Raw genomic sequence first — 12,412 nt, forward strand, 5'->3', positions numbered from 1 at the left:
AGCGGGGGGTGTTCGCAGAGCGGAGGGAGGTGGAGCGGAGGGACATGGGTGGGGTCCTGACTGTGAGGTGGAGGGGTCCAGGGAAGAGGCAGCGGTGCAGGAGGCAGGCATGAGCCCGCGTCGACGTGAGTGCTTGTCGTCGTCGTTCGAGGCCAGAGGCGGCTGTTGGCGCTCAACACTGTGCGGCCGGCTCAGGGATGTCCGGCTGCTCAGGGTCCTGAGGTCAGCTCGTCGGACAGATGGCGCTGCACATGCGTCCGAGGTCGACGTGGAGTCGACCGACCAGGGCTGTTCCGGCACCAGACATGGCAGGAGCGTCGCAGCTGGAACCTTTCACCGTCCAGCATCGTCCAGGATGCGGGAAAAATCGTCCTGAAATATGGGAATGCTGCTTCTCTCCGAGCCGGTCATGGAACCCGCAGCGCTCGGTGCGGCTGCCTTTGCTCGATATGCAAGACGAGAGTGTCCACTATCCGGAAGCTGGGCGGAGCGCGGAACCAGCAGTTGCTCCAGGCACGCGGCAGGGTCGGCCTCGGGGCATGACGGGCCGTTGCTGCCAGGGCGGCGAGGTCGACTGGACGAGCTGACCGCAGACCAGTCAGAACGGTGAAACGGAAGCAAGGCACGCCGTCCGGCTCCACGACCACACATCCCACCAGCTCGAAAGACCGGGGCTACACAGGGTGCCGCCCTCGCTTTCCATGGCCGTGGTGGGGGTGCTGCGCGAAGCCGGCGGGAGACCTCGGCGCTCGGCGCAGGCCTGTTGACGCGACGAAGGCCGGATGGTCAACTGGCGGCGTGAGCACTGAGCAGTTCCTGGTCATCCGCGGCCACATCGACTTCGGTCGGGTGTGGTCCGCCGCGTGTCCCCGGTAGGAGTCGGCCTGCGGCCGCCGCTGCTCGTTCCCCTTTTCGCCTCCGCCGCAGCACCTCGGACCGTTGAGTCCGCCTTGCAGCGGCGCGCGCCCAGCACGTCAGCAGGCCTGCGTGGCCGTGCCAGTGACGTGTCGTCGTGTTCACCCTCATGCCTGAAAGGCCTCGCCATGCCCGTCGAGTTCCTCGGCATCGCCGCAACCAACGACGGAAGCGAGACGGCCGCGCGCAGCGGCTCCTCGTTCGACAAGCAGTACACCCTGCGGCTGGCCCGCGCCCACGAGGACCACGGCTGGGACCGGGTCCTGTTCGCCTACGGCTCCGGATCGCCGGAGCCCGGCGTCGCTGCGGCCTGGGTCGCCGCTCACACCAGCAGCCTGCAACTGCTGCTCGCCCACCGCCCCAACGTGTCCTACCCCACCTTCGCCGCGCGGGAGTTCGCCACGCTGGACCAGATCAGCGACGGGCGGCTGGGCGTGCACTTCATCACCGGCGGCAACGACCACGAGCAGCAGCGCGAGGGGGACCGGCTCCCCAAGGACGAGCGCTACGGGCGGACTCGCGAGTACATCGAGGTCGTGAAGCGTGTCTGGACCAGCCACGACCCCTTCGACCACGCCGGTGACCACTACGCGTTCCAGGACTACCTCAGCGACGTTTTCCCGGTTCGGCAGCCGCACCCGACCGTGTCCTTCGGCGGATCCTCGCCCGCGGCCTACGCCGCCGGCGGCGCGGTCGCGGACGTCTACGCGTTGTGGGGCGAGCCACTGGAGCAGACCCGCGGACAGATCGAGGCGATCCACGACGCCGCCCGGGCTGCGGGCCGCACGGCCCCACCGCGTATCCAGGTCGCCTTCCGCCCGATCATCGCGCCCACCGAGGCACTGGCCTGGGAGAAGGCGCATCGCACGGTCGCAGCGATCCGCGAGCTGCGCGCGACCAAGCCCTCCACGCGCCGACGTGGGAGCGGGCAGCCGGAGAACGCGGGCTCTCAGCGCCTGATCGCCGTCGCGGAACAGGGTGAGCGCTACGACCGCGCGCTGTGGACCCCGACAGCGGCGGCCACGGGCGGCGCAGGCAACTCCACCGCGCTGGTCGGCACCCCGGAGACGGTGGCCCAGGCACTGCTCGACTACTACGACCTGGGGGTGGAGATCTTCTCCGCGCGCGGCTACGACCTGCTCGGCGACGCGATCGACTTCGGCCGCCACGTCATCCCTCTGGTCCGCGCGGAGGTCGCCCGCCGGGAAGCGGAGCGTGGCCGGCGCGCGAGTGGGATCGCCGCAGCCGGCCAGTCTCCCGCAGTCGCCCGCTGAATCCGGCACCAGCACGCACCACGTCGTCGCCCGCCCGGCGGCCTCCGCAGTCCGCGTGACCGGAGCCCAGTCGTCCCGGCGCGCACCGAGCAGGCGCGCGGCAGGACGCCCGGTCCCGCAGGACACCGACTTGCCCCCGGCTTACCCCAATCGCCCCGCCTTCCCAGGAGAGTGACCCTTGTCCGTACCCGTTGCCGAGGGAGACGCGTCCGTCACCCTCGTTCATCCCCTCCTGGCCGAGCGCTGGAGTCCGCGGTCGTTCGACCCCGAGCACGTCCTGTCCGAGGCCGAGCTCGCCTCGCTGGTCGAGGCCGCCCGGTGGGCGCCCTCGGCCAGGAACCGCCAGCCGTGGCGGTTCCTGGCCGGGCAGCGTGGCAGCGAGGCATTCAGGAAGATCTTCGCCTCGCTCATGGACGCAAACCAGCTGTGGGCCGGACGCAGCTCTCTGCTGGTCGTCGCCGTCGCTGCAGAGCGTGATGCCGAGGGGCAGTCACTGACGGGGAGTGGCTACGACACCGGCCTCGCCGTCGCCCAGCTCTCGGTGCAGGCCCACGCGCTGGGTCTGCACGCTCACCAGATGGGTGGCTTCCACGCGGACCGGATCCGAGAGGCGTTCGCGATCCCCGAGGGCCACATCCCGGTCTCCGTCACCGCGGTCGGCCAGGTGGCCCCCGCCGAGTTGTTGCCGCAGCCGCTGCGGGACCGGGAGCTCGCCAGTCGCGAACGGCGCCCGCGTGAGGAGACCTTCTTCTCGACCACCTGGGGACAGCCACTGCTCCTGCCTGTGCAGACGTGACGGGCGGGTGAGGGCCGGGGCCTCACGGATGCGACCGGTCCGGCTGTCCCACCCAGGCCGGCCGCATCCGGCGGATGTGGCGATAGGTGACCGGTCAGCCGAGACAGCCGCATGAACGCGGCGTGGCTGCGGGGCGTGAACGGCATCGACAGGACCGAACACGCGCAGTGTTTCGGATGGCGGACGCCATTGTCCAAAGCGCGTTGAAGAGTTAGCGTAAGTCGCAGGTCATGAGTGTCAGCGTCAAGCCCTGGCTTGCTGGCCGGCAACCCTCCGCCGCGGTGGGGTGCCCCAGGTGATGACCCGACAGGACGGCGCCGTCGCCCTCCTGTAAGCGCGAGGCCCAGGCTGGGGCCCTGAGGACTGCGAGGTGACCCGCGTGATCCGGACGGTGCAGGCACGGCGGTACCGCGGGGTCAGCTCGACGCGGCCCCGCGGAGCCTTCGAGTTCGGCGTGGCCCGCAGGCATGTCGACCTGTTGCGGGTGAGCAGCGCGCTGTGTTCGGGCGGCGCAGCCCTCTGCTGCTGACGAGACCTGTTCGACACCTCCAGTTCTCACCGCCCGCACGCGCTCGCCCCTGAACGTCCTGTCCAGCGGCGACTTTCGGCGTGCCTCCACAGGATGGGACACCTTCGCCATGAGCAGTTCCGACACATCCGTCCGCCCTTCCACCGCCGTTCTGACCGCCCGTGAGGGTCCCAGCGACCAGGAGTTGCTCGCTGCACGACTGGTTCCGCTGCGCCGCCCGGGGCGGTGGGTCTCCGCCCTGGTCCTGCTGGTGCTGCTCGCGATGCTCGTCCACAGTGTGCTCACCAACCCCCGCTTCCAGTGGTCCGTGGTCGCCGACTACTTCCTGGACGGTGCGATCCTGCGCGGACTGGCCTTGACGCTGTGGCTGACGGCCGCGGTCATGGCCACCGGCTACCTGCTCGGCATCGGCGTCGCCGCGATGCGGCTTTCGCGCAACCCGGTTCTGGTCTCCCTCAGTTTCGGCTTCGTGTGGCTGCTGCGCTCCGTCCCTCCCCTGGTGCAGTTGCTCTTCTGGTATGAACTCGCCTCGCTGTACCCGCAGTTGTCGCTCGGCATCCCCTTCGGGCGCGAGTTCGTGACGGTGCGGACCGCGCACTTGTTCAGCGGGGTCCTCGCCGCCTACGTCGGGCTCAGTCTGGATGTGGCCGCGTTCTCCTCGGAGATCGTCCGAGGCGGTCTGCTCTCCGTCGACCAGGGCCAGACCGAGGCGGCGCAGGCGCTTGGGCTGGGCCGCGCAAAGATCTTCCGCAGGATCGTGCTGCCGCAGGCGATGCCCGCGATCGTGCCGGCCTCCGGCAACCTGCTGATCGGGATGCTCAAGGCGACCTCGATCGTCAGCGTCATCGCCGTCCAGGACCTGCTCTACTCGGCGCAGCTGATCTACAACCAGAACTTCCTGATCGTCCCGCTGCTGTTGGTCGCCACCCTCTGGTACGTCCTGCTGACCACGCTGCTGTCGGTCGGCCAGTTCTTCGTCGAGCGCCGTTTCGCCCGCGGCAGCAGGCGCCGTGGTGGCGGCAGGGGATTCTGGGACCTGCTGCGCGGCAACGTTCCGCTGCTGGGCGGTTCGCTGCGCAACGGACTGGTGGGCCTGTCATGAGCGGACGCACGCCGATGGAGCCTCTGGTGCGGATCAGGGGGCTGCGCAAGAGCTTCGGCCCCCACGTGGTCCTGGACGGTGTGGACCTGGACGTGCGCGAGGGAGAGGTGACCGTGCTGCTCGGGCCCTCGGGTTCGGGCAAGTCCACCTTGCTGCGGTCCATCAACCACCTGGAACGGCCCGACTCCGGATTCGTCGAGGTGGCCGGTGAGCTCGTCGGCTACCGCTACGACGGGAGCAAGCTGCGCGAGTTGGGCCCGCGCGCGATCACCCGGCAGCGGGCCGGGGTCGGCATGGTCTTCCAGCAGTTCAACCTCTTCCCGCACCTGACCGTGCTCGACAACCTCGTGGAGGCACCTGTCGCCGTGCACCGGGTCCCGCGCAACCAGGCCGTGTCGAAGGCGCGGGAGCTGCTGGAGCTGGTGGGACTCGCCGGACGCGAAGGCGAGTACCCGGGCCGGCTGTCGGGTGGACAGCAGCAGCGCGTCGCGATCGCGAGGGCGCTCGCGATGGAGCCACGGCTGCTGCTCTTCGACGAGCCCACCAGCGCTCTGGACCCCGAACTGGTCGGCGAGGTCCTCGCTGTGATGAAGGACCTGGCCCACAGCGGCATGACGATGCTCGTGGTCACCCACGAGATCGGCTTCGCCCGTGAGGTCGCCGACACCGTCGTCTTCCTCGACGGCGGCCGGATCGTCGAATCCGGGACCCCGGCGGACGTGCTGACCCGGCCCCGCCACGAGCGCTCCCGCGCGTTCCTCGCCGCCGTTCTTTGACGCTCTTCCCCGATTGAAAGGTTCCTCTGTGTTGACCGAAGCGCGTTCGCGCCGCGTCTTCCCGCGCGTCCCTGTCGCCACGGCAGCCGCCGTTGGCGCTCTCGCCCTGACCCTGCTCACCGCCTGCGGGTCCGGTTCCACCGCAGCCACGACAGCGGCGGCGGCACCGGGTGAAGCAGCACCCTCCACGACGAATACGGTGTTCCCGACCCAGGACGTCGTCTCGTCCGTCCAGACGGACCCCGCCCTGCACGCCGAACTGCCCAAGGCGGTCCAGAGCCGCGGCACCCTCGTCCTCGGAACCAGCCAGGCGATCGGCACCTCCGGCCTGCCGCACGCCGGGCAGGCGCCCGACGGCAGTACCGTCGGCCTCGACGTGGACCTGCGCAACGCGGTCGCCAAGGTGCTCGGCGTCAGCTGGGACATCCAGTACGGCACCTTCCCGACCGTCATCCCCGGCGTGCAGAACGGAAAGTTCGACGTCGGTCAGGACAACTTCGGCGCCACCAAGGCCCGCGAGCAGGTGGTCGACTTCGCGACCTACCTCAACGACGGCCAGTCCTTCCTCGGCTCCAAGGAGCTCGCGACGGATTCGGTGACCTCGCTGACCGGCCTGTGCGGCTTCAACGTCGCGACGAGCCCGGGCTCGACCTTCCAGCAGATCCTGACCGCCGGCGCCTCGACATGCGCGGTCGCCGGAAAGAGCCCCTACCACGTGCAGTACTTCGCCGACACCGCGCCGATCTTCCTGGGCCTGGCCAACGGGAAAGTGGACATCTACTTCGGCCCGACACTGAGCCTGAAATACGACGCGCTGCACCTGCCGGGCACCAAGTACCTCGGCCAGATCAGCAGCACACCGGTCGGCTTCGTGACCGCGAAGGGCTCGCCCCTCGCCAAGGCGATCAGTGACGCGGTCAACAAGCTCATCGCCACCGGCGACTATGCGAAGATCTTCGCCAAGTGGGGCGTGCCGGGCACCGAGGTCAGCACCTCGGTGGTGAACCCGACCGCGACGTTCTGAGACCGCTCGCGGGGCGGTGGTCCGGGGGCGCCGGACCACCGCCCGGCCCGCCCGGGCGATACCGCCCCAACTGATCATTCATGCCCGTTCGTGACGCACCAGGCCCTGTCAGCCTCCAACCGCTGCTGAGACGAGGAGTAACCCATGGACGCCGCAACCGAGGCATGGAAGCACTGGCGGGACGAGCGCGTGGTGAGCGCCCGCGCCCTCTACGGGCCGCTGTCGCTCACCGGCACCCACTGGCTGGACGAACCCGCACGGGACGGCTGGGCTCTGCCCGGACGCTGGACCGTCGACCGGGCGGCCGGGAAGGTCAGCCTGACGGCCGCCCGGCACGACGGTGTCTCCGTGGACGACGTGCCGCTCTGCGCCACCGTCCGGCTCTGTCCGGACGACTGTCCCGACTGTCCGAACGTACTCCGGATCACCCACGGGGGCCGCCGACTCCAGCTGATCGTGCGCGAGGACCGCTACGCTGTGCGGGTCTTCGACCCGTCAGCGCCGGCGAGGACCGCGTTCGCGGGCATCGACGCGTACCCCTACGACCCGGACTGGGCCCGGCCCGCCACGTTCGTCCCGTTCCCGGCTGACCGCACGGTCACGGTTTCCCACAGCGACGGGCACAGGCGCCCGGTCCAGCTGGCCGGGACGCTGACGTTCGGCCGGGAGAGCGCGATCTACCGGCTCGATGTGCAGCGCACGGTCCAGGGCGGACTGAGCGTGAGCGTGGGCGATCCGAGCCGTGATGCGGAGCCGTGCGGCTTCCGCGTCGTCGACATCCCCGAACCCGACCGCACGGGCCGAACGGTCCTGGACTTCAACCGCGCGCAGTTGCCGCCTTCGGCGTTCGCCGAGCACTACCTCTGCCCGCTGCCGACCGTGGGCAACGCGCTGCCGTTCCCTGTTCCGGCGGGCGAGCGCGCCATCCTGAAGGCACGGGGTCTCGTGCTCCGCTGACCGTGCGCGAGAATGCGTGTGCCCGAGCCGTCGTATCGGCTCGGGCACACGCATGCGCTCTTCATCGGGTTCGTCAGGCGCGCTCGTGCGGGATCTTCTCTCCGGCCTCGACCGCGGTCGGGAGGCGGTTCTCGGCGGGAGGCAGCGGGCAGGTGGCCAGGTCGGTGTAGGCGCAGGGCAGGTTGGTCGCCCGGTTGAAGTCGAGCACGACCCGGCCCTGCTCGTCCGGGGCCGGCACGGCGAGAGCGCGGTTGGCGGCGTAGGTGGTCACGCCGGAGGTGGCGTCGGTGAAGAGCACCAGCAGACTTCCCGGCCGACCGCCTTCGAACGCGGTGAGGCGGTGCGTGGAGTCGTCGGGGGTTTTGAACTCGATCTCGCCGGGGGCGTCGTAGACGTGCTCCAGGCCTTCGACGGCCGCGCCGACGGTCACCGGGCGCGGCGCATCGAACGCCAGGTATCGGCCCGTCAGCGACCAGCGCGGATCCGGGGCGTAGGCCGGGGTGGGGGCGTGTTCGACGCGCAGCTTGTGGTCGGGGTGGCGCGGGCGAAGGATGTCATGTCCGCCGCGTTTGGCGATCTCGATCACCGCCTCGCCCGCGGTCGCGTACACGCTCGCCCGCTCCGCGAGGACGCCGAACCGGTGTTGGCCGCGCACCACGGTGCCGTCGACGACGAGCTCCTCGCCGTCGTCGAGTCGGACGCTGACGCCGTCTTCGTCAGCGGACCAGGTACCGGGGGCGTCGGGGAAGCGGGTGGGTTCGGCGTCCAGCCAGCGCAGGCTGGTGACGGCGAGGAACCCGTGCGGGTCCGTCAGGGCGCGCTCACGTTCGGCGTGCCACTGCTCCCAAGCATGGGCGAACGCGTCGGTCTCGGTCTCCTGGACGGTCATGGTGTCTCCGGAAGGGTGTCGGTGGTGGCGAGCCGGTGGAACCGGCTGGCGTGGAAGACCAGCGGCGCCACCGCATGGTCCGCGTCGAGTTCGTGGACGCGCAGCAGCACGATGTCGTGGTCGCCCGCCCGAACCAGGCGTTCGATGCCGCAGTCGAATCGGGCGCTCGCGCCGTCGATCAGCACGGCCCCGTCCGGGGCGGCGATCCAATTCAGGCCGGCAAACCGGTCGCCGTCCCGGGAGGCGAGCCGGCGGCAGGCGTCGGCCTGGTGCGCGCCGAGCACGCTGACGCCGATCCTGGCGCGATCGCGCAGCAGCGGCCAGGTGGTCGAGGTGTGGGCGACGCAGACGGAGACCAGGGGCGGGTCGAGCGACACGGAGGTGAAGGAGCTGGCGGCCATACCGACCGGCGTGCCGTCGTCGGCGAGCGCGGCGAGGGCGGTGACCCCGGAGGGGAAGGCGCCGAAGGCGTGCCGCAGTTCCTGCTGCCCCAGGGGCCGGAGCTCCGCCGGTGCCGCGGTCATCGGTTGTCCCATTCCTCGGCGAGCAGCTCGTAGGAGCGGAGCCGGTCGTCGTGCTGGTGCGTGATGGTGGTGATGATCAGCTCGTCCGCGCCGGTGGCGTCGCGCAACGTCTCCAGCTGATCGGCGACCTGGCGGGGCGAGCCGACGAACTGGGTCTCGACGCGGTCTGCGACCAGTGCCCGGTCGGCCTCGGTCCAGGTGTACTCGCGGGCCTCATCAGGGGTGGGGAAGGGGATGGCGCCATCGCCGCTGCGGATGCTGCGCACCCACAGGCCGTAGCCGGTGGCCAGCTCGCGGGCGGTGGCCTCGTCCTCGGCGACCACGACGTCGGCGGAGACGCTGACATACGGACGGTCCAGCTCGTCCGAGGGCTTGAACGCGGCGCGGTAGGCGTCCGCGGCCTCCAGCACGGTGGCCGGGCTGACGTGGTAGTTGGCGGCGAACCGCAGCCCGTGCTCGCCCGCGATCTCGGCGCTGATCCCGGCGCTGCTGCCGAGGATCCACACCTGCAGGTCCGCGCCCTCGCCGGGCACGACGTGCGCCTCGACGCCGTCCCCGGTGACGTACGTCCCCGACAGCAGGGCGAGGATGTCGGCGATCTGCTCGTCGTAGGGCTGGGACTCGGCGCCCGGCAGCTGCAGCAGCTGCCGGTGGAGGGCGAAGCGCGGGTGGCGCAGCAGGTGCTCGTAGGAGAACCGGCCCGGTATCCGCAGCCCGTTCGGCGTGTAGCCGCCGACCACGGCCGCCGCTCCGAGCAGGGCGGGCTCGCGAGCGGCCGACGGCACGGCCCTGCCGCCGGAGCGACCCAGCCCGAGGTCGAGCCGGCCCGGATGCAGCGCGTCGAGCAGCCCGAACTCCTCGACGGTGGCGAGCGCGGTGCGGTGGCCGAGCTGCACGGCTCCGGCGCCGAGGCGGATCGTCGAGGTCGCCGCGGCTGTCAGCGCCAGGACCACGGCTGGGGAGGTGCCCGCGACGCCTGGGTTGAGGTGGTGCTCGGCGAACCAGTAGCGCGCGTAGCCGAGGTCCTCGGCGTGCTGCGCCAGGTCGATGCTGTTGCGCAGGGCCTGCTTCGCGTCGGAGCCGGAGGAGATCGGCACGAGGTCCAGGACAGTGAGCGGGGTGTTGGCCATGTTGGTGATCCTTCGTGGGTCAGGGCGTCGTGGCGGCGGCCGGGACCGGCGCATCGGTTCCGGGTGCGCCGGTCACCGGGCCCCAGGGCCATGGCGGGTCGGGGATCTCGCGGCGCAGCGTAGGAGCGATGTCGGACTGGAACAGCTCCAGGCTGTCCCGATGCTGGGCGCGTGTGAGGCCGTCGGCGTCGGCGTGCAGGTGCAGCACGCTGTGGCCGAGCTGCTCGTGGTAGCGGTGCACCTTCTCGATCACCTGCTGCGGGCTGCCGATCAGCGCGGAGCTGCGCTCGACGAAGTCCTCCAGGGTGGAGAAGACCGGCTCCAGGCCGAGCCGCTTCTGGAAGGCCAACCGGCCCTCGAAGACCGGCCGGTAGGCGGCCAGTGCCTCCTGAGAGGTCCGTGCGGCGTAGTAGCCCGCCGTCCCCGCCCCCACGGTGGCCGACGCCGGGTCGTGGCCGTAGTGCTCCCACCGCTCGCGGTAGTGGCGCACGAGTTCGGCGTAGGGCTCCACCGGGTTGGTGACGTTGGCGGAGAACAGCGGGTCACCGTAGCGGGCGGCCAGGTCGACCGACTCGCGGCTGGTCGCGCTGCCGTGCCACACCCGGACGGGCTGCTGGAACGGGCGCGGCCACACCTCGGCCTCCGTCAGCTCGGGCCGGAATCGCGCCTTGAACGACACCTTGTCCTGCCGCCAGATGCGCCGGAACAGTTCGTAGGACTCGGCGTTTCGATCCCACTGGTCCTCGGGCGTGACCTGGAACAGATCCCGCTGGGCCGAGCCGTTGCCCTTGCCGATGATCAGCTCCAGGCGACCGCCGGAGAGATGGTCGAGGGTGGCGTAGTCCTCGTAGGCGCGCACCGGGTCGAGCAGGCTCAGCGTGGTGACCGCCGTGAACAGCCGGATCCGGTGCGTGAGCGCGGCGATGTGGCTCAGCACCACCGGCGGCGAGGAGGAGATGAACGGCCGCTCGTGGCGCTCGCCGACCCCGAACCCGTCGAAGCCCAGCTCCTCGGCGAACAGCGCGTTCTCCACGACCTCCTGGAAGCGCTCCTGCGTCGACGTCCGCGCCCCGGTGACCGGGTCGGGCGCGTGCACGATCAGCGTGATGGCGAGGAACTTCATGAGGCCGCCGCCGCTCGGACGGAGAGAGGGGCCAGGCCCAGGTGGTCGCGCAGCGTCTCGCCCGCGTACTCGGTGCGGAACACGCCGCGCTCTTGGAGCAGCGGGACGACTCGGTCGGCGAACTCGTCCAGGCCGCCCGGGGTCAGGTGCGGCACCAAGATGAACCCGTCGCTCGCATCGGTCTGCACGAACTCGTTCAGTTGCTCGGCGACATGGGCGGGGGTCCCGATGAACGACTGACGTCCGGTCACCTCCACGATCAGGTCACGGATGGAGAGCTTCTTGGCGTCCGCCAGGGCGCGCCACTCGGAAGCCACGGTCAGCGGGTCGCGGTGCATCCGCACCGAAGCCCGGCCCTGGGCCACGGTGTGTTCGCCGACCAGCGGGTCCACCTCGGGGAGAGGACCGTCCGGGTCGTAGGCGGACAGGTCACGGTTCCACAGCTGCTCCAACAGCTTGATCGCGGTCTGGCCGCTCACCTGCTGACGGCGGATCACCAGCGCTCTCTCCTGGGCCTCGGCGTCGGTTTCGCCGAGGACGAAGGTGACGCCGGGCAGGATCTTCAGCTCGTCGGGGGAGCGGCCGTAGCGGGCGAGGCGTCCCTTGACGTCGCCGTAGAAGGCGCGACCCGCCTCCAGGGTGCCGTGGCGGGTGAAGATCGCGTCGGCGGCGGAGGCGGCGAACTCGCGGCCGGCCTCGGAGTCTCCGGCCTGGAAGATCACCGGGCGCCCCTGCGGGCTGCGCGGGACGTCGAAGCGGCCGGAGATGTCGAACTCGCCGACGTGGTGGTCGAACCGGCCCGGATTCGGGTCGCGCAGGAAGACCCCGGACTCCTTGTCCGCGACGATCTCGTTGCCGCGCCAGGAGTCGAACAGCTCCCAGGTAGCGTTCAGGAACTGCCGGGCGCGCTCGTAGCGGTCCTCCTGTGCCAGGAACCCGCCGCGGCGGAAGTTCTCGCCGGTGAACGCGTCCCAGGAGGTGACCACATTCCAGGCGGCACGCCCGGCGGAGAGGTGGTCGAGCGAGGCGAACTGCCGTGCCACCTCGTAGGGTTCGTTGAAGGTGGAGTTGATGGTCCCGGCCAGGCCGAGCCGGTCGGTGACGGCGGCGAGTGCGGCCAGTACGGTGAAGGTGTCGGGTCGTCCCACCACGTCGAGGTCGTAGATCTCGCCGTTCTGCTCGCGCAGTCGCAACCCCTCGGCCAGGAAGAGGAAGTCGAACTTGGCGCGCTCGGCGGTCCGCGCGAGGTGGACGAAGGAGCTGAAGTCGATCTGGCTGCCGGCGGCCGGGTCGCTCCAGACGGTGGTGTTGTTGACGCCGGGGAAGTGCGCGGCGAGGTGGATCTGCTTGAGCGGCTTGCTGCTCATGGTGCG

12 protein-coding genes and 1 riboswitch are annotated in these 12,412 nt (G+C 70.6%); of the genes, 7 read left to right on the top strand and 5 right to left on the bottom strand.

Translation table 11 applies throughout. The annotated features are described in order from the left end of the window. Positions 1 to 1,043: 1,043 nt before the first annotated feature. The 7 genes from TR48_RS12950 (at position 1,044) to TR48_RS12975 (ending at position 7,373) form a co-directional block, all read left to right on the top strand. Positions 1,044 to 2,189 (top strand): LLM class flavin-dependent oxidoreductase, encoded by a 1,146-nt coding sequence (locus TR48_RS12950; RefSeq protein WP_042366322.1) that lies wholly within the window; start codon positions 1,044 to 1,046, stop codon positions 2,187 to 2,189. A 178-nt stretch (positions 2,190 to 2,367) separates the two neighbouring features. Next, positions 2,368 to 2,985: a nitroreductase family protein gene (locus TR48_RS12955; protein WP_042366325.1), complete on the top strand. Its 618-nt coding sequence runs from the start codon at positions 2,368 to 2,370 to the stop codon at positions 2,983 to 2,985. A 226-nt stretch (positions 2,986 to 3,211) separates the two neighbouring features. After that, positions 3,212 to 3,328, top strand: a riboswitch (SAM riboswitch). A 111-nt stretch (positions 3,329 to 3,439) separates the two neighbouring features. Then, positions 3,440 to 3,514 (top strand): putative leader peptide, encoded by a 75-nt coding sequence (locus tag TR48_RS46580; protein ID WP_369405575.1) that lies wholly within the window; start codon positions 3,440 to 3,442, stop codon positions 3,512 to 3,514. Between the two features lie 109 nt (positions 3,515 to 3,623). After that, entirely contained in the window at positions 3,624 to 4,616 is a 993-nt protein-coding gene (locus TR48_RS12960; protein WP_042366327.1) for an amino acid ABC transporter permease, read from the top strand. Then, complete coding sequence (locus tag TR48_RS12965; RefSeq protein ID WP_042366329.1) at positions 4,613 to 5,392, top strand: amino acid ABC transporter ATP-binding protein; 780 nt, start codon at positions 4,613 to 4,615, stop codon at positions 5,390 to 5,392. Before TR48_RS12960 ends, TR48_RS12965 begins: the two co-directional genes overlap by 4 nt. A gap of 199 nt (positions 5,393 to 5,591) precedes the next feature. Then, positions 5,592 to 6,416, top strand: coding sequence for a transporter substrate-binding domain-containing protein (locus tag TR48_RS12970; RefSeq protein WP_201777114.1), 825 nt, complete (start codon positions 5,592 to 5,594; stop codon positions 6,414 to 6,416). Between the two features lie 144 nt (positions 6,417 to 6,560). Continuing rightward, positions 6,561 to 7,373: a DUF1684 domain-containing protein gene (locus TR48_RS12975; protein ID WP_042366333.1), complete on the top strand. Its 813-nt coding sequence runs from the start codon at positions 6,561 to 6,563 to the stop codon at positions 7,371 to 7,373. Between the two features lie 73 nt (positions 7,374 to 7,446). On the opposite strand, the gene TR48_RS12980 is transcribed toward TR48_RS12975, so the two are convergent. The 5 genes from TR48_RS12980 to TR48_RS13000 are packed head-to-tail and all read right to left on the bottom strand — an operon-like array spanning position 7,447 to position 12,406. Then, entirely contained in the window at positions 7,447 to 8,262 is an 816-nt protein-coding gene (locus TR48_RS12980) for a DUF1684 domain-containing protein (protein WP_042366335.1), read from the bottom strand. Then, a complete protein-coding gene (locus TR48_RS12985; protein WP_052442637.1) occupies positions 8,259 to 8,786 on the bottom strand; it encodes a flavin reductase family protein in 528 nt (175 codons plus the stop codon). The genes TR48_RS12980 and TR48_RS12985 overlap by 4 nt, the downstream gene beginning before the upstream one ends. Then, positions 8,783 to 9,916: an LLM class flavin-dependent oxidoreductase gene (locus tag TR48_RS12990; RefSeq protein WP_042366338.1), complete on the bottom strand. Its 1,134-nt coding sequence runs from the start codon at positions 9,914 to 9,916 to the stop codon at positions 8,783 to 8,785. Before TR48_RS12990 ends, TR48_RS12985 begins: the two co-directional genes overlap by 4 nt. A 19-nt stretch (positions 9,917 to 9,935) precedes the next feature. Then, positions 9,936 to 11,039: an LLM class flavin-dependent oxidoreductase gene (locus TR48_RS12995; RefSeq protein ID WP_042366340.1), complete on the bottom strand. Its 1,104-nt coding sequence runs from the start codon at positions 11,037 to 11,039 to the stop codon at positions 9,936 to 9,938. Further along, positions 11,036 to 12,406: an NtaA/DmoA family FMN-dependent monooxygenase gene (locus tag TR48_RS13000; RefSeq protein WP_042366347.1), complete on the bottom strand. Its 1,371-nt coding sequence runs from the start codon at positions 12,404 to 12,406 to the stop codon at positions 11,036 to 11,038. Before TR48_RS13000 ends, TR48_RS12995 begins: the two co-directional genes overlap by 4 nt. Between the last annotated feature and the right edge of the window lie 6 nt (positions 12,407 to 12,412).

Origin of the sequence: Streptacidiphilus neutrinimicus (assembly GCF_000787815.1) — a bacterium.
Classification (GTDB): Bacteria; Actinomycetota; Actinomycetes; order Streptomycetales; family Streptomycetaceae; genus Streptacidiphilus; species Streptacidiphilus neutrinimicus.